The sequence below is a fragment of the Phaeobacter sp. JH20_37 genome, from assembly GCF_048056015.1.
GTDB lineage: Bacteria > Pseudomonadota > Alphaproteobacteria > Rhodobacterales > Rhodobacteraceae > Phaeobacter > Phaeobacter bryozoorum.
Genome location: NZ_JAYMWW010000017.1, coordinates 239,326 through 260,000, shown reverse-complemented (window position 1 = coordinate 260,000; position 20,675 = coordinate 239,326). Strand labels below are relative to the sequence as shown.

The following is a 20,675-nucleotide window of genomic DNA, read 5'->3' as shown; positions in this document are numbered from 1 at the left end:
AGAGACTGATATGAACGATCCTATCGGCGATATGCTCACCCGTATCCGTAACTCGCAAATGCGCGGCAAATCCACTGTCATGACACCGGCTTCCAAGCTGCGTGCATGGGTTCTGGATGTGCTGAAGCAAGAGGGTTACATCCGCGGTTATGAGTCTGCGACTGATGCAAAGGGCCACCCGGCTCTGGAAATCAGCCTGAAATACTTCGATGGCGAACCTGTCATTCGTGAACTGAAGCGGGTCTCCAAACCCGGTCGTCGCGTTTACATGGGCGTCAATGACATCCCGTCGGTCCGTCAGGGCCTGGGTGTGTCGATTGTCTCCACCCCCAAGGGTGTGATGTCGGACGCAAGCGCACGCGCAGCCAACGTTGGCGGCGAAGTGCTCTGCACCGTCTTCTAAGGAGGCCCCACGATGTCCCGTATTGGTAAAAAACCGGTCGAACTTCCCAGCGGCGTAACTGCTTCTGTGTCCGGCCAGACCATCGAAGTCAAAGGCCCGAAAGGCGCCCGCAGCTTCACCGCGACCGACGACGTCACCCTGACTGTTGATGACAATGTCATCAAAGTGGATCCCCGCGGCAAATCCAAGCGCGCGCGCCAGCAGTGGGGCATGTCCCGCACCATGGTCGCGAACCTGGTTGCAGGCGTGACCACCGGCTTCAAAAAAGAGCTGGAGATCCAGGGTGTGGGTTACCGGGCTCAGATGCAGGGCAACACCCTGAAGCTGAACCTGGGCTACAGCCACGACGTTGATTTCACTGCCCCGGAAGGTGTCACCATCACCGCACCGAAGCAGACCGAAATCGTTGTCGAAGGTAATGATCAACAACTCGTTGGCGAAGTTGCGGCCAAAATCCGCGACTGGCGTCGTCCCGAGCCCTACAAGGGCAAAGGCATTCGCTACAAAGGCGAGTTTATCTTCCGCAAGGAAGGCAAGAAGAAGTAAGGACCAGCAAAATGGCAAACAGCAAACGTACCCTGTTTCTGAAGCGCCGGCTGCGCGTCCGGAACAAGCTTCGCAAGGTCAACGCAGGCCGTCCGCGCCTGTCCGTACACCGTTCGAACAAGAACATCTCTGTTCAGCTGATCGACGACGTACGCGGTGTGACCCTCGCTTCGGCATCGACCCTGGAAAAAGACCTGGGTCACGTTGGCAAGAACAACGTCGAAGCAGCTACCAAAGTGGGTTCGGTTATCGCCGAGCGCGCCAAGGCGGCTGGCGTCACCGAGGCCTATTTCGATCGTGGCGGCTTCCTGTTTCACGGCAAGGTGAAGGCTCTGGCCGACGCTGCGCGTGAAGGCGGCCTGAAGATCTAAGGATCTGTGCGCCTCGGTTCCGGCAGTCGTCGGGTCCGGGGCACACACCCAAAGTCAAAGTGGGTGGCGTTCGCGCCATCCCGATGATCCGGGGGCGGGCCGATCCGGTCCTAACCCACCTGGATTGAGTTCAAGTCAGGCGCTTGTCGTCAGAATGAAAAGGATTGCCTCATGGCAGAACGTGAAAATCGCCGTGGCCGTGGCCGCCGCGAAGAAGAAACCCCGGAATTCGCCGACCGTCTGGTCGCGATCAACCGGGTGTCGAAAACCGTAAAAGGTGGTAAGCGCTTCGGCTTCGCCGCTCTGGTGGTTGTTGGCGATCAGAAAGGCCGCGTCGGCTTTGGTAAAGGTAAAGCGAAAGAGGTCCCCGAGGCCATTCGTAAAGCCACCGAGCAGGCCAAGCGTCAGATGATCCGCGTGCAGCTGAAAGAAGGCCGCACCCTGCATCACGACATGCACGGCCGTCACGGCGCAGGCAAAGTTGTCATGCGCACTGCACCGGAAGGTACCGGTATCATCGCAGGTGGTCCGATGCGTGCCGTCTTCGAAATGCTCGGCGTCAAAGACGTTGTTTCGAAGTCGATCGGTTCGCAGAACCCCTACAACATGATCCGCGCCACCATCGACGGTCTGAAAAAAGAGCAGTCGCCCCGTTCGGTTGCTCAGCGTCGTGGCAAAAAAGTCGCCGACATCCTGCCCAAGCGGGATGAAGCCCCTGCTGCTGAAGCAGAAGCGTAAGGAGACGGACACATGGCAAAAACCATCGTCGTTAAGCAGATCGGTTCCCCGATCCGCCGCCCCGCAGACCAGCGCGCAACCCTCGTTGGCCTGGGCCTGAACAAGATGCACAAGACCCGCGAACTGGAAGATACCCCTTCCGTACGTGGTATGGTCAACAAGATCCCGCATCTGGTTGAGATCATCGAAGAGCGCGACTAAGCGCTCTCTCGTATGAGCCAAACAAAAGAAAGCGCCCCGATTTCGGGGCGCTTTTTTGTTGCAGAGATCAATTTGGGAGGAGGGGGTATCTATCTGATCCGCCGGGAGAGAGGCCCCCGGCCATCTGGACTGTCGGTTTTCAACATCAGCGATGATCACCGGATCCGCGATGGCACAGACTAGGGGCGGCCAGCGGTGGTCGGTAGATCAGCCGAAGTAGGTGCGGGCGTCGTAGTAGGGCAGATCAGGGGCGGTTTCAGCCGCGTCCCGGCGGTCGATGATGGCCTGCAGCAGGCGGGTCGCCAGCTCGGCAGTCAGAGGGTAGAGAACCAGCAGCGCCACCACGGTGGTGGAGAGGCCGATAAAGCCGGTTGCGATTGCGGTGACGGTTGCGCTTGCGCCGATGAGAGTGCTGAAGAGTGCCATGATCGTGTTCCTTGATGCTGATGATTTCCTTGTCCTCAATGTGCCATTTGCCTCAAATTGCATCAATCACACGAAAGGATAGTTCGCGGCTCCGGAGGCTAGCCCAGGCATCCCTAGGGTGACGGAAAACGCCGTTGGAGCGCGGAAATACCGGTATCTGCGGTGGTGGGGCGCAATCGCGCCAGCATCCGGCCTGCCGCGCCCCCTCCAGATCGGCCTTGCGCCGAACCTCCACGATTCCCACGGCCGCAAAGGCTGCGCGCCATCCGGCCCAGACCGCACGCCGGAGATTAATATCTCAGTCATCTCCTATGCTTGGCGTGCATAGCGGGCAGTCCGACCTGTCAGTTGTTTGCGCAAACATTTCCACCTATCTCTCGGGTGTCACTGAAACAGACATAACTGAGACCACCCGGAAATTCGTCCGGTCAGATAAAGGACCAACATTATGGCACATGTCATCAACACCACCGACACCGGCTTTAACCTCGCAGCGCGCCTGCGTGGCTTCGCAGAAGAGGTCAAGGACAGCTGGGCCCGTCGCGCCGAGTACAAACGCACCTTCGCCGAGCTGGACGGCCTGTCCAACCGCGACCTGGCGGACATCGGCGTGCGCCGCTGCGACATTCCGCAAATCGCCCACGCGCAGGCCTACGGCCAGTAAGGCGAGAGCCGCAACAGATTGTCATCCGGCGGGGACCGCAACGACGGCCCCCCCCGGATCGACCCAAGCTCCAGACCGTCTCTTTCTCCTCCCTCAGGGGTCGGGCTGGACACGCCTCCGCGCTGCGGGGGCGTTTTTGGTTTCTGGCGCGACGATGCCGATGGCCGACCCGTTGCCAGCCAGTCGCTGGCCGTTGCCACCCCGGCGCGCGCCCGCTCCATGATCCGTTTACGCGCCCGTGGCATTCTACACAGGATCGCGATCCCCGCCGGGCCTGACACCCCCGGCACCCATGACCAGGGCCCCGGTGTGGCAACCGGGGAGCTTGATAATATTATTTCGCACGGGAGAGATCCCGTTCCACATCCCCCGGCGGCGCCGCCACCCTTTATCGGTCGGCCACAGACGCAACGGACACCGCAACAGACCTGCAATAGCAGCCACCGACAGGGCCGACGCCCTGGCGGTCCTTGGTGCTTGGCAGCTGCCCTGATCCGCTTTGGAACCCGGTGTCCGCCGCATATGGACTGAACCCTTGATCCGGCGCGGTATCGGGTCTATACGCCCCCGGTGGTCCTCTGGACGACAGAATCAGAAAACCAAGAAACGCCGTGTTTGCCCTAATCCGCTTCGGGGGCAGTTCCGGCAAAGGAGAAGCGATATGAAACTCAATGAACTGCGCGACAATCCAGGCGCCGCCAAGAAACGCACCCGCGTAGCACGTGGTCCGGGTTCCGGCAAAGGTAAAATGGGTGGCCGTGGTATCAAAGGTCAGAAATCCCGTTCGGGTGTTTCGATCAATGGCTACGAAGGCGGCCAGATGCCCCTCTACCAGCGTCTGCCCAAGCGCGGCTTCAACAAGCCGAACCGCAAGTCCTACGCTGTTGTGAACCTGGGCCTGATCCAGAAATTCATCGACGAAGGCAAGCTGGAAGCCGGTTCCATCACCGAAGACACCCTGATCTCGTCGGGTCTGGTACGTCGTAAGCTGGACGGTATCCGCGTTCTGGCAAAGGGTGACTTCACCGCCAAGGCAACCATCGCTGTGACCGGCGCCTCCAAGGCCGCCGTAGACGCAGTCGCAAAGGCCGGTGGCGCCCTGACCGTGGCAAACACTGCCGCAGCTGAGTAACAGCTTGTGAGCGGCGCCGATGCCGCTTACATAGACTTCAGTTTTCCATTAACGCCGCCCGAGCCGGAAAACGGCCCTGGGCGGCGTTTTCGCAAGAAGAGACCTTTTTTATGGTATCAGCAGCAGAACAAATGGCGGCGAACACCAGCTGGGCCGCTCTTGGCAAAGCCACGGATCTGCGCAACCGTATCCTGTTTACGCTCGGGCTTTTGATTGTCTATCGCCTGGGCACGTATATTCCCGTTCCGGGGATTGATGCGGATGCACTGCGCCAGTTCATGACCTCGGCAGGGCAGGGCATCGGGGGCATGGTGTCCATGTTCACCGGCGGCGCGCTTGGCCGTATGGGCATCTTTGCACTTGGCATCATGCCCTATATTTCGGCGTCGATCATTGTGCAGCTGCTGACCTCGATGGTCCCGGCGCTCGAACAGCTCAAGAAAGAGGGCGAGCAGGGCCGCAAGAAGATCAACCAATACACCCGCTACGGCACCGTGCTTCTGGCGACAGCGCAGGCCTATGGTCTGGCGGTCTCGCTCGAATCGGGGGATCTGGCGACCGATCCGGGGCTCTATTTCCGCCTCGCCTGCATGATCACCCTGGTGGGGGGCACCATGTTCCTGATGTGGCTGGGCGAGCAGATCACCCAGCGCGGCATCGGCAATGGTATCTCCCTGATCATCTTCGTTGGCATCATCGCCGAAGTGCCCGCCGCGATTGCCCAGTTCCTGGCCTCAGGCCGCTCCGGCGCGATCAGCCCGGCGGTGATCATCGCGGTGATCGTGATGATGATCGCCATCATCATGTTCGTGGTGTTCATGGAGCGCGCCCTGCGCAAGATCCATATCCAGTACCCGCGCCGTCAGGTCGGCATGAAGGTCTATGACGGTGGCTCCAGCCACCTGCCGGTCAAGGTGAACCCCGCAGGCGTGATCCCGGCGATCTTTGCGTCCTCGCTGCTGCTGCTGCCGGTGACCATCTCGACCTTCTCCGCAGGCAGCACCTCCGGCCCGATCATGTCCTGGCTGCTGGCCAACTTCGGCCCCGGTCAGCCGCTCTACCTGCTGTTCTTTGTCGGTATGATCGTGTTCTTCGCCTATTTCTACACCTTCAACGTGTCCTTCAAACCTGATGAGGTCGCGACCAACCTGAAGAATCAGAACGGCTTTGTTCCCGGTATCCGTCCCGGCAAGAAAACCGCCGAATACCTCGAATATGTGGTCAATCGCGTGCTGGTTCTGGGTTCGGCCTATCTCGCGGCTGTCTGTCTGCTGCCGGAAATCCTGCGTGGTCAGCTTGCAATCCCGGTTTACTTTGGCGGCACCTCCGTGTTGATTGTGGTTTCTGTTGTGATGGACACCATTCAACAGGCACAAAGCCACCTGCTTGCGCACCAATACGAAGGTCTCATTGAAAAGAGCCAGCTGCGCGGCCGCAATAAGAAACGGACACGACGGGGACCTGCACGCCGATGAGCAATATTATCCTTCTGGGCCCGCCCGGCGCGGGCAAGGGAACACAAGCACGCTACCTGGTTGAATCGCGCAATATGGTTCAGCTCAGCACCGGCGACATGCTGCGCGATGCGCAGGCGTCGGGCAGCGAAATGGGCAAGCGGGTTGCCGCTGTGATCGCCCGCGGCGAGCTGGTGACTGACCGTATCGTGATTGGGCTCATTCGCGAAAAGATCGAAGAAGGAGCCGAGGGCGGCTTTATCTTCGACGGTTTCCCGCGGACGCTGGCGCAGGCGGATGCGCTGGCCGAACTGCTGAGCGAAACCGGCCAGAAGCTGGACGCGGTGATCGAGATGCAGGTGGATGACGCCGCGCTGGTTGCCCGCATCACCGGTCGTTCGACCTGTGGCGATTGCGGTGAAGTCTATCACGACGAGACCAAGCCCTGGCCTGCCGATGGCAAATGCGCCAACTGCGGCGGTACCTCGCAGAAACGTCGCCCCGACGACAACGAGGAAAGCCTGCGCACCCGGCTGATGGAATACTACAAGAAGACCTCGCCGCTGATCGGCTACTACTACGCCAAGGGCAACCTTCAGCGTCTCGACGGTCTGGCCTCCATCGAAGAGGTTCGCAAGAATCTCGGCTGGATCATGGGCGACTGAACCACGGCCTCTCCAGCACTGATAGATCATCGCCCCGCGCCATTCTGGCCGGGGCGTTTTTGTTGCGGGGGAGGGCAATATGCAGATAAAACGTCACAAATGCTGCCGTTGACGGTTGACCTTGCGGGAAACTTCGGTCCCAGTCTTGCCGATGGGTTGACCATAGCACGATTTCCACATACGGAAGCCCATCCCTTCTGGGAATCATCACAGGTGCGCGCAATTTTTGCCTGCCCTGACCACCTCGAAATGCTGGACCCACGGGCGACACTGCCAAGGTCAAGCGTTGTGAAAAAAGGTTCCGGCGCTACGGAACCGCAACGAAAAGGAAAGTGACACGTGGCACGTATTGCCGGCGTAAACATCCCGACTGCAAAGCGGGTACCTATCGCCCTTACCTATATCACCGGCATTGGCACGACCTCTGCTCAAGCCATCTGCGAAGCCGTAGGCATCGACGCAACCCGTCGTGTGAACGAGCTGTCCGACGCTGAAGTTCTGGCCGTGCGTGAGCACATCGACGCCAACTACACCGTCGAAGGCGACCTGCGCCGTGAAGTTCAGATGAACATCAAGCGTCTGATGGACCTGGGCTGCTACCGCGGTCTGCGCCATCGTCGTAACCTGCCCGTTCGCGGTCAGCGTACCCACACCAACGCTCGTACTCGCAAAGGCCCCGCAAAGGCCATTGCTGGTAAGAAGAAATAAGGGAGGGTTTGATCAATGGCACGCGATAAGACTCGTACCAAGCGCAAAGAGCGCAAGAACATCGCCTCCGGCGTTGCACATGTGAACTCCTCGTTCAACAACACCAAGATCCTGATCTCGGATGTGCAAGGCAATGCGATTTCCTGGTCCTCCGCAGGCACCATGGGCTTCAAAGGGTCGCGTAAATCGACTCCTTATGCCGCTCAGATGGCTGCTGAAGATGCAGGCAAAAAAGCGCAGGAACACGGCGTTAAAACTCTGGAAGTCGAAGTTCAGGGCCCCGGTTCGGGCCGTGAATCCGCACTGCGCGCCCTGGCCGCAGTGGGCTTCAACATCACCTCGATCCGTGATGTGACCCCGATCGCGCACAACGGCTGCCGCCCGCCGAAGCGCCGCCGCGTCTAAGCGACACTGATTTTTTGCTGGGGCTTTGCGATTTCTGCAAGGCCCCAGTACGCCATTTGAAACCTCGGGCGTCTGTACCTTTCGGACATGAGGTACGGACAGGAATGGAGGGACCGCATGATCCACAAGAATTGGGCTGAACTGATCAAGCCGACTCAGCTTGACGTGAAGCCGGGCAATGATCCCGCACGCCAGGCCACCGTTGTGGCTGAACCGCTGGAACGCGGCTTTGGCCTGACACTGGGCAACGCGCTGCGCCGCGTTCTGATGAGCTCGCTGCAAGGCGCCGCCATCACCTCCGTGCAGATCGACAATGTTCTGCATGAATTCTCCAGCGTCGCCGGCGTTCGCGAAGATGTCACCGACATCATCCTGAACCTCAAAGGCGTATCGCTGCGCATGGAAGTCGAAGGCCCCAAGCGCCTGTCGATCAATGCCAAAGGCCCCGCAGTTGTCACCGCCGGTGACATCTCCGAATCCGCTGGCATCGAAGTGCTGAACCGTGAGCACGTGATCTGCCACCTTGACGATGGTGCCGATCTGTTCATGGAACTGACCGTCAACACCGGCAAGGGCTATGTCTCTGCTGACAAGAACAAGCCTGAAGATGCGCCCATCGGTCTGATCCCGATCGACGCCATCTACTCGCCGGTCAAGAAGGTCTCCTATGACGTTCAGCCGACCCGTGAAGGTCAGGTTCTGGACTATGACAAGCTGACCATGAAGATCGAAACCGATGGCTCCATCACGCCCGACGACGCGGTCGCCTATGCGGCCCGTATCGTGCAGGATCAGCTGTCGATCTTCGTCAACTTCGACGAGCCGGAATCGGCAAACCGTCAGGACGACGACGACGGTCTCGAGTTCAACCCGCTTCTGCTGAAGAAAGTGGACGAACTGGAACTGTCTGTCCGGTCTGCAAACTGCCTGAAGAACGACAACATCGTCTACATCGGCGATCTCATCCAGAAGACCGAAGCAGAAATGCTGCGCACGCCGAACTTTGGCCGCAAGTCGCTGAACGAGATCAAAGAAGTGCTGTCGGGCATGGGTCTGCACCTTGGCATGGATGTCGAGGACTGGCCGCCGGACAACATCGAAGATCTGGCCAAGAAGTTCGAAGACAGCTTCTAAGAGATTGGGCGGCCTCTAGGGCCGCCCGAAATGCCCCGGTTGCGGGGGAAGACCCGGGCACCTGCCCCAAGGAGAGCAGCTGACACGCATCAGCCGCCTGACAAAGCAAAACGCGAAGTAAAGGATTGAAAAAATGCGTCACGCACGTGGTTACCGCCGCCTGAACCGTACTCATGAGCACCGTAAGGCCCTGTTCTCCAACATGGCCGGCTCGCTGATCGAGCACGAGCAGATCAAGACAACCCTTCCCAAAGCAAAAGAACTGCGCCCGATCATCGAAAAGATGATCACCCTGGCAAAGCGTGGCGACCTGCACGCCCGCCGTCAGGCCGCGTCCAAGCTGAAGGAAGACAAGGACGTTGCAAAACTGTTCGACGTTCTGGGCCCGCGCTACAAAGACCGTCAGGGCGGCTATGTCCGTATCCTGAAAGCCGGTTTCCGCTATGGCGACATGGCACCGATGGCGATCATCGAATTCGTTGATCGTGATCGCGATGCCAAAGGCGCCGCCGACAAGGCACGCCTGGCCGAAGCAGAAGCTGCTGCTGACGAATAAGAACTCCCGGTTTCCACCGGACCTGACCCCCGCTCTGGCAACAGGGCGGGGGTTTTTCGTTCTGCGCCCCCGTTTCGCGGGAGGCCCCCGGTTGGGGATAGGGGCCAAAGTCGCGGATTTTCCCCTGTGAATCCTACCTTGTAAAAGACGGCAGCGGTCCGCATATCCTGTTCACAAGAACAATCGGAGTCGTCATGTTTCGTGCCATCCTGACCGCAGCGGGCCTGTTTCTGGCCACTCAGATCCCCTCCACACAGGCCTTTGCCGAAACCCGCGTGCCCCAGTCGCAGGCAGAAATCTCGCTTGGTTTTGCGCCTCTGGTGAAACAGGCGGCGCCTGCGGTGGTGAACATCTATGCCAAGATCGTGCAGGAACAGCGCCGCACGCCTTTTATGAACGATCCCTTCTTCGACGATTTCTTTCGCGGCCTGTCAAAGCCGCAGCCACGGGTGCAGAACTCGCTTGGCTCCGGGGTGATCCTGTCGGCTGATGGCATCGTGGTGTCGAACTACCATGTGGTTGGCATGGCGACGGATATCCGGGTGGTGACCACCGACCGGCGCGAATATGCCGCTCAGGTGGTGCTGGCGGATGAGGCCAGCGATCTGGCCATTCTCCAGCTACAGGACGCCAAGGACCTCCCCTTTCTGGAGCTGCGTGACAGTGACCGGGTAGAGGTGGGCGAACTGGCACTGGCGATCGGCAACCCCTTTGGGGTGGGCCAGACCGTCAGCAGCGGCATCGTCTCCGGGCTGGCGCGCTCCGGCGCGGCGACGGGCGAGGGGATCGGCTATTTCATTCAGACCGACGCGCCGATTAACCCCGGCAACTCTGGTGGGGCGCTGATTGATGTGAATGGCAATCTGATTGGCATCAACACCCGCATCGTCACCCGCTCCGGCGGCTCTAACGGGATCGGTTTTGCGATCCCGGCCAATCTGGTGCGGGCCTTCATGCGGCAGGCCCATGATGGTGCCGAGGAATTCCAGCGCCCCTGGGCAGGCATGATGGGCCAGCCGGTCGATGCCGATCTGGCGGCGTCGCTTGGGATGGAGCTGCCAGAAGGCATGGTGATCTCGGAACTGCATCCCGCCAGCCCCTTTGCCAAGGCCGGGTTCGAGGTGGGGGATGTGGTGCTCGACGTGGCGGGGGAGGCGGTGAATTCGCCCTCCGAAATGGTCTTCCGCATGTCGGTGGCCGGTCTGGGCGACAGCGCCGAGGTGACCAGGCTGCGCGGCACCGAGCGCAGCACGGTGATGGTCGAGATGATGCTGGCCCCCGATGATCCGCCCGCCGATCCGCTTACCCTGCCCGAAGGGACGCCGCTGCCGGGGCTGACCCTTGCGCGGATCAACCCGCAGTCGATTGTTCGTTTGCAGCTGCCGATGACCGCCACAGGTGTGGTGATCACCGATCCCGGCGCCTATGGCGGCCGTGTCGGTCTGCGCGCCGGTGACATTATCCTTGGCATCAACAATGAGGCCATCGAGACCCCCTCCGATGTCTCTGCCGTGCTGGCGGCGATTGGCCGCTGGATGAAGATTGATCTGAACCGTCAGGGCCAGCGCGTGTCGCTGCGTTACCGGCTCTGATCATGGCTGATCTCTTTGACAGCGGTGATGCCGCGCCCCGGCCAGATCCGACCGCCGAGCTGAACCGCCCGCTGGCGGATCGGCTGCGGCCGAAGACGCTGGCAGAGGTGATCGGCCAGACGCAGGTTCTGGGCGAGGACGCCCCGCTGGGGGTGATGCTGGCATCGGGCTCGCTGTCATCGCTGATCTTCTGGGGACCACCGGGCGTGGGCAAGACCACCATCGCCCGGCTGCTGGCCCGTGAAACCGATCTCCATTTCGTGCAGATCTCGGCCATTTTCACCGGCGTGCCGGATCTGAAAAAGGTGTTCGAAGCCGCAAGGATCCGCCGTCAGAACGGGCAGGGGACATTGCTGTTCGTGGATGAGATCCACCGGTTCAACAAGGCGCAGCAGGACGGCTTCCTGCCGCACATGGAGGATGGCACCATTCTGCTGGTGGGGGCGACCACTGAAAACCCGTCGTTTGAACTGAACGCCGCTGTGCTGAGCCGGGCGCAGGTGCTGGTGCTGGAACGCCTGTCTCTGGTCGATCTGGAGCGGCTGACCCAGCGCGCCGAGCAGGAGCTGGGCCGCGCCCTGACGCTGACGCCCGATGCCCGCGACGCGCTTCAGGGGATGGCCGACGGCGACGGGCGGGCGCTGCTGAACCTCATCGAACAGATCGCCGCGTGGACCGTGGACAGCCCGCTGGGCCGCGAGGCGCTGGCCACCCGGCTGATGCGGCGGGCGGCGAAATACGACAAATCCGGCGATGAGCATTACAACCTGATTTCTGCCCTGCATAAATCCGTGCGCGGCTCCGACCCGGATGCAGCCCTCTACTGGTTTGCCCGGATGCTGGAGGGTGGCGAGGATCCGCGCTATCTGGCGCGCCGGCTCACCCGCATGGCTGTGGAGGATATCGCGCTGGCCGATCCGCAGGCGCAGGGCATCTGCATCGAGGCCTGGGAGACCTATGAGCGCCTTGGCAGCCCGGAGGGCGAGCTGGCGCTGGCCCAGGCGGTGATCTACCTGGCCCTCGCCCCCAAGACCAACGCGGGCTACATGGCCTATAAGGCGGCGCGACGGCTCGCGAAACAGACCGGCAGCGCGCCGCCGCCCAAACATATCCTGAACGCGCCGACCAAGCTGATGAAGTCGCAAGGCTACGGTGAGGGTTATGATTACGATCACAACGCCGCCGACGGGTTTTCGGGGCAGAACTATTTTCCCGACGACGTGCCGCGCCCGGTGCTTTATCAGCCGGTCGAGCGGGGCTTTGAGCGCGAGTTGAAGCGCCGGACCGAGTATTTTGCCAATCTGCGCGCCAAGCGGAACAGCTGATCCGGCTTTGCCGGGCAAAGCCGGGCCTGCGGCGCGAGTATTTCTGGAAAGATGACGGGCCTGCGCCGTGGCTGCAATGCTGCCATGCAGCGCGCAAAACTTGACATCACCGCGCCAGCCGGCGACAGACCGCAGATGGTTTTTTCGGTTCTATATGTGGCTCTGGGCGGCGCGATCGGCGCGGCCTGCCGCTATCTGGCCGGTTTGGGGATCCACCGCGTCTTCGGGGTGGGGGATTTTCCGGTGGCGATCCTTGCGGTGAATGTGATCGGTTCCTTTGTTATGGGGCTGTTTGTGGTTGCTGCCGCCCATAAGGGGCTGACCCATCTCAGCCCGTTTGTGATGACCGGCCTGCTGGGCGGCTTCACGACGTTTTCGGCCTTCTCGCTTGAGACGGCCACCCTGATCGAGCGCGGCGCCCTGGGGCAGGCTGCGCTATATGTGCTGTTGTCCGTTGGCCTGTCGGTCGGCGGGCTGTTTTTGGGCCTGATGGCCGCCAGAGGAGTGTTCGCATGAGCGGCGTACAGATGATTACTGTCACTGAAGACGACGCAGGCCAGCGTATCGACCGCTGGTTGCGCCGCCTGTTTCCCCATGTGAGCCAGGGCCGCATCGAGAAGATGTGCCGCAAGGGCGAGCTGCGTCTGGATGGGGGCCGGGTCAAGGCCAGTTCCCGCGTCGAGGCCGGGCAGGTGGTGCGGGTGCCGCCGCTTGGCGCCAGCGATCTGAAACCGGCAGAGGCGCCGAGCTACCGGATTTCCGAGGCCGACGCCAAGATGATCCGGGGCTGCGTGATCTACAAGGATGATGCCGTCATCGTGCTGAACAAACCCGCGGGTCTGGCGGTGCAGGGCGGCAGCGGCACCACCAAACATGTCGACGGGCTGAGTGCCGCCTTGCAGTTCGACGCCGAGGAGAAGCCGCGTCTGGTGCACCGGCTGGACAAGGATACCTCCGGTGTTCTGGTGCTGGCGCGCACCCGTCTGGCGGCGCAGTCGCTGACGGCGGCGTTCCGGCATCGTGCCACGCGCAAGATCTACTGGGCGCTGGTGGCGGGCGTGCCGACTCCCTATCTGGGCGAGATCAAATGCGGGCTGGTCAAGGCTCCGGGCCATGGCAAAAGCGGCGAAGGCGAGAAGATGATCGCCATCCATTCCAACGAGGTGGACAGCACACCCGGCGCCAAACGCTCGCATACCCAATATGCCACGCTCTACCGGGTTGCCAGCCGGGCGGCCTGGGTGGCGATGGAGCCGATCACCGGTCGCACCCATCAGCTGCGCGCGCATATGGCCGAGATCGGCCATCCGATTGCGGGCGACGGCAAATACGGCGGCTCGGGGCAGGAGAACCTTGGCGATGGCTGGGGCGCGCAGCTGGGCGGCATCATCTCCAAGAAGCTGCATCTGCACTGCCGCCGCATGGCGTTTGAACATCCGGTGACGCGCAAGACGCTGTCGATCACCGCGCCCTTGCCCGATCATATGAAGGACAGCTGGGACACCTTTGGCTGGTCCGAAGATCTGGCGGCAGAAGATCCGTTTGAGAGCCTGCAATAAGGGCGCGCGTGGATGAGCCGTGACCTGCGCCTGATCCTCTTTGATGTGGATGGTACGCTGGCCGACAGCCAGGGTGCCATCACCTCGGCGATGGCGGCGGCGTTTGCCGGGGTCGGGCTGGCCCTGCCCAGCCGGCAGGACATCCTGTCGATTGTTGGATTGTCCCTGCCGCAGGCGATGGCCGAGCTGGCGCCGGGGCAGAGCGCTGCCGTCCAGGCCGGCTTGGTCGACGGCTATAAATCCGCTTATAAATCGGCCCGTCTGGCGGCGGGCGCGGGGCATTCACCGCTCTATCCCGGGGCGGCGGAGGTGCTGGCGGAGCTGAATGCCGTGCCGCACTACCTGCTGGGGGTGGCCACCGGAAAATCACAGCGCGGGCTGGATGCGCTGATCGCGTCCCATGACCTGCGCTGTTTCGTAACCCGGCAATGTGCCGATCACCACCCGTCGAAACCGCATCCGTCGATGGTGCTGCGGGCGATGGCCGACTCCGGGGTGGCACCTGCGCATACGGTGATGATTGGCGATACCAGTTTTGACATCGACATGGGGCGCGCAGCCGGGGTGCATACGATTGCGGTCAACTGGGGCTTTCACCCGGCCGAGCGCCTTGGGGCGGATCATATTATCGACAGTTTCGCCGCGCTGGCGCCGCTGTTGCAGGACATCTGGAAAGACTGACGACATGAGCGAGTGGAAACAGAAACGGTTTTGGAAAGAGGTCGCCGTGGCGGAGGCCGAGAGCGGCTTTGCCATCGAGCTGGACAGCCGCCGCGTGAAGACGCCGGCCAAGGCGCCGCTGATCGTTCCGACCCGTGAGATGGGCGATGCAATTGCCGCGGAATGGGACGCGCAGACCGAATCAGTTGACCCTTTGTCGATGCCTATGACGCGTTCTGCGAATGCTGCAATCGACAAGGTGTCGCATCAACATGGCGAAGTGTCGGATATGCTGGCGGATTACGCAGATTCCGATCTTTTGTGCTATCGCGCCGAAATGCCGGTCGAATTGGTGCAGCGTCAGGCCGAGATCTGGGACCCGGCGCTGGACTGGGCTGCGGAAGCGCTGGCGGCCCGGTTGCAGCCGCGCACGGGCATCCTGCATGTGCCCCAGGACCCTGAGGCGCTGCACCGTCTGCGCGGCTTAGTCCATGAAATGACACCCTTTCAGCTGGCGGCCTTCCATGATCTGGTGGCGATGTCGGGCTCTCTGGTGCTGGGGTTTGCGGCCGCACGGGGCTGGCGGCCGGCAGATGAAATCTGGGAAATGTCGCGGTTGGACGAGCTGTGGCAGGAGCAGCAATGGGGCCGGGACGACGAGGCTCAGGCCACCGCAGACCTGAAACGCACAGCGTTTTTGCACGCTAAGCGGTTCTACGATTTTTCCTGTTAGCGCAATATATTACCCAGATCGGGGCGCTGCCGCAAAAATCGTTCGCGACCGCAAAAATGTTCGCTATGCGCCCATCGAATTTCCTGATCCCACCCTTGACGTTTGTTGATGAATGCGCCCACACTCGGTCGCGAAATGGGGTCACCCTTGTTTCACCACCTATCTCCGGCATGGCTGGTGCCGGGCAAAAAGAGCCGCCAAATAGGCGGACAATCAGGAAGAGGTAAACATGAAGAATAAGGTAATTTTGGGTGCGCTGACTGTTGCTGGTCTGGCCGCCGGTGCCGCTGCGGCGGGCACGCTGGACGACGTCAAGGCCCGCGGCAAGCTGAACTGCGGTGTGACCACCGGTCTGGTCGGTTTTGCGGCGCCCAATGCCAACGGCGAATGGGAAGGTTTTGACGTTGCTGTCTGCCGCGCGGTTGCTGCGGCTGTTCTGGGCGACTCGACCGCCGTTGAATTCGTGCCGACCACCGGCAAAACCCGCTTCACCGCTCTGGCCTCCGGCGAGATCGACATGCTGGCCCGTAACACCACCTGGACCTTCAGCCGCGACGTCGACCTGAAGTTCGAATTCGTTGGTGTGAACTACTACGACGGTCAGGGCTTCATGGTTCCCAAGGAACTGGGCGTGTCCTCCGCGAAGGAACTGGACGGCGCGACCGTCTGCATCCAGACCGGTACCACCACCGAGCTGAACCTGGCGGATTTCTTCCGTTCCAACAACATCAGCTACGAGCCGGTTCCGATCGAAACCAACGCCGAAGCGCAGCAGCAGTATCTGGCTGGTGCCTGTGACGTTTACACCACCGACGCCTCCGGTCTGGCGGCAACCCGCGCGACCTTCGATGATCCTTCGGCACATGTTCTGCTGCCCGAAATCATCTCCAAAGAGCCGCTCGGCCCGCTGGTTCGCCACGGCGACCACGAGTGGGGCGATGTTGTTCGCTGGAGCCTGATGGCGCTGATCGCAGCTGAAGAGCTGGGCGTGACCTCCGCCAACATCGGTGAAATGGCCGCTGGCACCGAGAACCCGGAAATCAACCGTCTGCTGGGCGCCGAAGGCACCCTGGGCGAGATGCTGGGCCTGTCTGCTGACTGGGCGAAGAACGCAATTGCCGCTGGTGGCAACTACGGCGAAGTCTTTGCAAAGAACATCGGCGAAGACACTCCGATTGGTCTGGCACGTGGTCTGAACGCACAGTGGACCGAAGGTGGCCTGCTCTACGCACCGCCTTTCCGCTAAGATCTACTGAGGAAAGGGCGCAGGACCAACCTGCGCCCTTTTACCTCCCGACCTATCCTAACAAAAACGCTTAAGGTCTGGACGCGAGCAGGGACCCAACCCCGCCGAACAGTCGACCTATAAGCCACGGGGATCACACATTCATGTCAACTCTCACTGACCCTCCAAAGGCACAGTTTCAGCTGTCCATGTTGGTCAACGATACCCGCTATCGTTCGTTGACCTTCCAGGCGATTGCTGCGCTGGTTCTGGCCTTGGCCATCTGGTATCTGGGGAACAACCTTATTCAGAACCTGCGCGCCGCGGGTCTGAATATTTCATACGGGTTCCTTGGGGATCCATCCGGTTACGACATCAACCAGCGTCTGATCGAATACGACAGCCAGTCCAGCCATGCGCGTGCTGCTGTGGTCGGCATTTTGAACACGCTGCTGGTGGCCTTTCTCTCCTGTATCACGGCCACCGTCTTTGGTGTGATCGCGGGTGTTCTACGCCTGTCGAACAACTGGCTCGTCTCCAAATTGATGGCCGTTTATGTGGAAATCTTCCGCAATATTCCGGTGCTGATCTGGATCATCATCATTTTCACGATCATGACAGCCGTGATGCCCGGCCCGCGGGAATTCCGCGGTGACGATGCCACGTCGAGCATGGTGTTTGACCTCTTTGCCTTCACCAACCGCGGTGTCTACATCCCGATGCCCTGGTTCGAGAGCGGTCTGTTTGCCTCCACCACGATGAACTGGCTGGTGGTTCTGGCGGCACTGGCCCTGTCCTTCTTCGTGATGCGCAAGGTCGAGACCAACGCGACCAAGACGCAGGAAGAAACAGGCGTGCGCCCCAATACCACATGGATTGGCCTGGGCGTCTGGCTGGTGCCGGTGCTCCTGGTGCTGTTCCTGATGGGGCTGTCCTGGGAAGTACCGGAGCTGAAAGGCTTCAACTTCACCGGCGGTATCAAAATCGGTGGTCCGCTGATCGCGCTGTGGTTCGCTCTGTCGATCTACACCGGTGCTTTCATCGCGGAAAACGTGCGTGCGGGTATTCAGGCGATCAACAAGGGTCAGACCGAAGCCGCAGCGGCACTGGGTCTGCGTCCCGGCCGGATCATGAATCTGGTGGTGCTGCCGCAGGCGCTGCGCGTCATCATTCCACCGCTGATCTCCAACTTCCTCAACATCACCAAAAACTCCTCGCTGGCGATCGCCGTTGGTTACGCCGATATCACCGCGACCCTGGGCGGCATCACGCTGAACCAGACCGGCCGTGCAATCGAATGTGTTCTGCTGCTGATGCTGTTCTACCTCACCGCATCGCTGCTGATTTCGATGGTGATGAACGTCTACAACGCATCTGTGAAACTGAAGGAGCGCTGAGACATGAGCGATACACACTCTCAAACTATCGCCTTTGTCCGCGATACGGAAATCCCGCCGGCCCCGCCGCCGGCGCGTGAAACCGGTGCCTATAAATGGATGCGAGAGAACCTGTTCTCCAGCATTCCCAATTCGATCCTGACGCTGGCGGCGCTGGTGCTGATCTATCTGCTGCTGAGCACCACGGTTCCGTGGCTGCTGAACGGTGTATGGACCACCAACTCGCTTGCCGAATGTCGCGAGGTTCTGGATGGCAAGGTTGGTGCCTGTTTCTCGGTCCTGACCGAGCGCTGGAACCAGCTGCTCTATGGGTTCAAATATCCGGCCAGTGAATACTGGCGCCCGAATCTGGCCCTTGTGCTGCTGTTGATTGCGCTGGCACCGGTTCTGTTCTTTGACCTGCCGCGCAAGCTCTTGGCCTTCACCGCGATCTACCCGTTCCTGGCCTTCTGGCTGATCTGGGGCGGCTCGATCCTGGTGCCGATCGTTGCCTTGCTTGGCTTTGTTGCCGCCGGGTTTGTGTTCCAGAAATACGGCAAGGGCAGTTTTGCTCTGGGGTTCTTCGGCGCGATTGTTGCAGCGGTCGTGGTCTGGAATGTCGGTGGCTATCTGATCCCGGAAGGGGCGTCTGACACCGCGATGCTGTCAGCTGTGCCTTCGCGCGATCTGGGTGGCTTCATGCTGAACATGATGCTGGGTGTGACCTGCGTGTCGCTGTCGGTGCCGCTGGGTATCGCGCTGGCACTGGGCCGTCAGTCCAACATGCCGCTGATCAAGTGGATCTGCGTCGTCTTCATCGAATTCGTGCGTGGCGTGCCGCTGATCACCCTGCTGTTCGTGGCATCGGTGATGCTGTCCTACTTCTTCCCGCCAGATGCCACCGTGGACCTGTTCCTGCGCGTGGTCATCATGATCACCCTGTTCTCCGCGGCCTATATCGCCGAAGTGATCCGGGGCGGTCTGGCCGCGCTGCCCAAGGGGCAGTATGAAGCAGCAGACAGTCTGGGTCTCGACTACCCGCAGGCCATGCGTCTGATCATCCTGCCGCAGGCACTGAAGATCTCGATCCCCGGTATCGTGAACGTGGCCGTTGGCCTGTTCAAGGATACCACACTGGTGTCGGTCATCTCGATGTTCGACCTGGTGGGCATGATCCGGGGCCCAATCCTCGCCTCCACCGAGTGGAACGGCGTCTATTGGGAACTCCTCGGCTTTGCCGCCTTCCTGTTCTTCATCGTCTGCTACGGCATCTCTCAGTACTCACAGTGGCTCGAGCGCCGTCTCGCCACCGATCACCGTTAAGGAGTTCAACATATGTCTGAACTTATGTCTGACCGCGCAATCGACCGCTCGAAAATGCAAGTGAGCGACGAGGTTGCCATTGAAATCAACAATATGAACAAGTGGTACGGTTCGTTCCACGTGCTGCGCGACATCAATCTGACCGTCAATCAGGGCGAGCGGATTGTTATCGCAGGCCCCTCGGGGTCCGGCAAATCCACCCTGATCCGCTGCCTCAATGCGCTGGAAGAGCACCAGCAGGGCAAGATCGTGGTGGATGGCACCGAACTGTCGAATGATCTCAAGAACATTGACAAGATCCGGTCCGAGGTTGGCATGGTGTTCCAGCACTTCAACCTGTTCCCGCATCTGACCATTCTGGAAAACTGCACCCTGGCGCCGATCTGGGTCCGCAAGACCCCCAAGAAGGAAGCCGAAGAACGGGCGATGCACTTCCTTGAGAAGGTGAAGATCCCCGAGCAGGCCAATAAATATCCGGGCATGCTCTCCGGTGGTCAGCAGCAGCGTGTGGCGATTGCGCGCAGCCTCTGCATGATGCCGCGCATCATGCTGTTCGATGAACCGACATCGGCGCTCGATCCGGAGATGATCAAGGAGGTCTTGGACACCATGATCGAACTGGCCGAGGAAGGTATGACCATGCTCTGCGTCACCCACGAGATGGGCTTTGCCCGTCAGGTGGCGAACCGTGTGATCTTCATGGATGCGGGTCAGATCGTGGAGCAGAACGAGCCGGAAGAGTTCTTCAACAACCCGCAGAGTGAGCGGACAAAGCTGTTCCTGAGCCAGATTCTCGGCCACTGAGCGCCGCACTAGTGTAAGACGGCCAAGGCCGGGCAGATTTGCCCGGCCTTGGTCATTCTGGGTCGATGCAGGGGGCGCTGCCCCCTGACCCCCGGAGTATTTATCGGAAAGATGACAGGGGCAGAGATGCAAGGGCGCTGTGCCGCGCGTCAGCCGTGCTGGGCAAAGGCCTCGGTGCTGCCGTCTGCCCGGATCAGGAGCGTGGAGAAAGGCTCTTTGCTGTCGCCCATTTCCATCCCCGGTGAGCCAACAGGCATGCCCGGAACCGTGAGGCCCAGGGCATCAGGCCGCTCTGTCAGCAGGCGTTTGATATCGCTGGCGGGGACATGGCCTTCGATCACATAGGGGCCGAGGGTGGCGGTGTGGCAGGAGGCAAGATCATCTGAGATGCCAAGCCGGGATTTCATCTCCCAGAGCTGATCGTCAGGGATATTGCGGACCTCGGTTTTCAGGCCGGCGGCGGTAAGATGCTCCACCCATCCGGTGCAGCAGCCGCAGCTGGGGGATTTCATCACCTTAATCACCGGGTCGTTGATGGCCGTCGCAGCCACCAGCGGTGTGGTGGCCAGCGGCAGGGTTGCAGCGGCGAGAAGGAAGGCGCGGCGGTTCATCTCAAAGGCTCCATTGCTGAGAATGCGGATCTTGGGATCATAGCGGATCTGCGGATGTTCGGCG

The 20,675-nt window shown here is 60.8% G+C and carries 25 protein-coding genes; 23 read left to right on the top strand and 2 right to left on the bottom strand.

Features of this window, described 5'->3' with window-relative positions:
• Positions 1-10: 10 nt before the first annotated feature.
• From rpsH to rpmD, 5 genes are all read left to right on the top strand, one after another.
• Positions 11-403, top strand: a complete 393-nt coding sequence (rpsH, locus tag VWZ87_RS16550; RefSeq protein ID WP_014875996.1) for a 30S ribosomal protein S8 — start codon at positions 11-13, stop codon at positions 401-403.
• 12 nt (positions 404-415) lie between these two features.
• On the top strand, positions 416-949 hold the full coding sequence (rplF, locus tag VWZ87_RS16545) for a 50S ribosomal protein L6 (protein ID WP_340546597.1): 534 nt from the start codon (positions 416-418) through the stop codon (positions 947-949).
• A gap of 11 nt (positions 950-960) precedes the next feature.
• Positions 961-1,320 carry a 50S ribosomal protein L18 gene (gene rplR, locus VWZ87_RS16540; RefSeq protein ID WP_340546598.1) on the top strand — a complete coding sequence of 120 codons (360 nt, stop codon included), beginning with the start codon at positions 961-963 and terminating at the stop codon, positions 1,318-1,320.
• A gap of 171 nt (positions 1,321-1,491) precedes the next feature.
• Positions 1,492-2,058, top strand: a complete 567-nt coding sequence (rpsE, locus tag VWZ87_RS16535; protein ID WP_340546599.1) for a 30S ribosomal protein S5 — start codon at positions 1,492-1,494, stop codon at positions 2,056-2,058.
• Between the two features lie 12 nt (positions 2,059-2,070).
• A complete protein-coding gene (gene rpmD / locus VWZ87_RS16530) occupies positions 2,071-2,259 on the top strand; it encodes a 50S ribosomal protein L30 (RefSeq protein ID WP_008559881.1) in 189 nt (62 codons plus the stop codon).
• Between the two features lie 207 nt (positions 2,260-2,466).
• Here the strand turns inward: rpmD and VWZ87_RS16525 are convergent, their stop codons facing one another.
• The gene (locus tag VWZ87_RS16525) at positions 2,467-2,685 is read right to left on the bottom strand and encodes a hypothetical protein (RefSeq protein WP_061049066.1); all 219 of its coding nucleotides are present in this window, start codon (positions 2,683-2,685) and stop codon (positions 2,467-2,469) included.
• Positions 2,686-3,133: 448 nt separating this feature from the next.
• Between VWZ87_RS16525 and VWZ87_RS16520 the strand changes: the two genes are divergently transcribed.
• From VWZ87_RS16520 to VWZ87_RS16435, 18 genes are all read left to right on the top strand, one after another.
• A complete protein-coding gene (locus VWZ87_RS16520; RefSeq protein WP_340546600.1) occupies positions 3,134-3,349 on the top strand; it encodes a DUF1127 domain-containing protein in 216 nt (71 codons plus the stop codon).
• A gap of 661 nt (positions 3,350-4,010) precedes the next feature.
• Positions 4,011-4,481 (top strand): 50S ribosomal protein L15, encoded by a 471-nt coding sequence (gene rplO / locus VWZ87_RS16515; protein ID WP_260089702.1) that lies wholly within the window; start codon positions 4,011-4,013, stop codon positions 4,479-4,481.
• Between the two features lie 110 nt (positions 4,482-4,591).
• Positions 4,592-5,956, top strand: coding sequence for a preprotein translocase subunit SecY (secY, locus tag VWZ87_RS16510; RefSeq protein WP_340546601.1), 1,365 nt, complete (start codon positions 4,592-4,594; stop codon positions 5,954-5,956).
• Entirely contained in the window at positions 5,953-6,600 is a 648-nt protein-coding gene (locus VWZ87_RS16505; protein WP_340546602.1) for an adenylate kinase, read from the top strand. Before secY ends, VWZ87_RS16505 begins: the two co-directional genes overlap by 4 nt.
• A 339-nt stretch (positions 6,601-6,939) precedes the next feature.
• Positions 6,940-7,308 carry a 30S ribosomal protein S13 gene (gene rpsM, locus VWZ87_RS16500; RefSeq protein ID WP_340546603.1) on the top strand — a complete coding sequence of 123 codons (369 nt, stop codon included), beginning with the start codon at positions 6,940-6,942 and terminating at the stop codon, positions 7,306-7,308.
• Positions 7,309-7,323: 15 nt separating this feature from the next.
• A complete protein-coding gene (gene rpsK / locus VWZ87_RS16495; RefSeq protein ID WP_014875982.1) occupies positions 7,324-7,713 on the top strand; it encodes a 30S ribosomal protein S11 in 390 nt (129 codons plus the stop codon).
• Between the two features lie 117 nt (positions 7,714-7,830).
• Entirely contained in the window at positions 7,831-8,847 is a 1,017-nt protein-coding gene (locus VWZ87_RS16490; protein WP_014875981.1) for a DNA-directed RNA polymerase subunit alpha, read from the top strand.
• 133 nt (positions 8,848-8,980) lie between these two features.
• Complete coding sequence (gene rplQ / locus VWZ87_RS16485) at positions 8,981-9,403, top strand: 50S ribosomal protein L17 (protein WP_340546604.1); 423 nt, start codon at positions 8,981-8,983, stop codon at positions 9,401-9,403.
• Between the two features lie 194 nt (positions 9,404-9,597).
• Positions 9,598-10,995, top strand: a complete 1,398-nt coding sequence (locus VWZ87_RS16480) for a trypsin-like peptidase domain-containing protein (RefSeq protein WP_416535604.1) — start codon at positions 9,598-9,600, stop codon at positions 10,993-10,995.
• 2 nt (positions 10,996-10,997) lie between these two features.
• A complete protein-coding gene (locus VWZ87_RS16475; protein ID WP_416535603.1) occupies positions 10,998-12,320 on the top strand; it encodes a replication-associated recombination protein A in 1,323 nt (440 codons plus the stop codon).
• 135 nt (positions 12,321-12,455) lie between these two features.
• Complete coding sequence (crcB, locus tag VWZ87_RS16470) at positions 12,456-12,836, top strand: fluoride efflux transporter CrcB (RefSeq protein ID WP_416535602.1); 381 nt, start codon at positions 12,456-12,458, stop codon at positions 12,834-12,836.
• Positions 12,833-13,879, top strand: coding sequence for an RluA family pseudouridine synthase (locus VWZ87_RS16465; RefSeq protein WP_416535601.1), 1,047 nt, complete (start codon positions 12,833-12,835; stop codon positions 13,877-13,879). The genes crcB and VWZ87_RS16465 overlap by 4 nt, the downstream gene beginning before the upstream one ends.
• A 12-nt stretch (positions 13,880-13,891) precedes the next feature.
• Entirely contained in the window at positions 13,892-14,560 is a 669-nt protein-coding gene (locus VWZ87_RS16460; RefSeq protein WP_416535600.1) for an HAD-IA family hydrolase, read from the top strand.
• 4 nt (positions 14,561-14,564) lie between these two features.
• Positions 14,565-15,272: an ATP12 family chaperone protein gene (locus VWZ87_RS16455; protein WP_416535599.1), complete on the top strand. Its 708-nt coding sequence runs from the start codon at positions 14,565-14,567 to the stop codon at positions 15,270-15,272.
• Between the two features lie 229 nt (positions 15,273-15,501).
• Positions 15,502-16,518 carry an amino acid ABC transporter substrate-binding protein gene (locus VWZ87_RS16450; RefSeq protein WP_340546609.1) on the top strand — a complete coding sequence of 339 codons (1,017 nt, stop codon included), beginning with the start codon at positions 15,502-15,504 and terminating at the stop codon, positions 16,516-16,518.
• A gap of 143 nt (positions 16,519-16,661) precedes the next feature.
• Complete coding sequence (locus VWZ87_RS16445) at positions 16,662-17,894, top strand: amino acid ABC transporter permease (protein ID WP_340546610.1); 1,233 nt, start codon at positions 16,662-16,664, stop codon at positions 17,892-17,894.
• 3 nt (positions 17,895-17,897) lie between these two features.
• Entirely contained in the window at positions 17,898-19,196 is a 1,299-nt protein-coding gene (locus VWZ87_RS16440; protein ID WP_416535598.1) for an amino acid ABC transporter permease, read from the top strand.
• Between the two features lie 12 nt (positions 19,197-19,208).
• Complete coding sequence (locus VWZ87_RS16435) at positions 19,209-20,000, top strand: amino acid ABC transporter ATP-binding protein (protein WP_340546612.1); 792 nt, start codon at positions 19,209-19,211, stop codon at positions 19,998-20,000.
• A gap of 149 nt (positions 20,001-20,149) precedes the next feature.
• Here VWZ87_RS16435 and VWZ87_RS16430 read toward each other — a convergent pair whose 3' ends face one another.
• A complete protein-coding gene (locus VWZ87_RS16430) occupies positions 20,150-20,611 on the bottom strand; it encodes a DUF411 domain-containing protein (RefSeq protein WP_416535597.1) in 462 nt (153 codons plus the stop codon).
• Between the last annotated feature and the right edge of the window lie 64 nt (positions 20,612-20,675).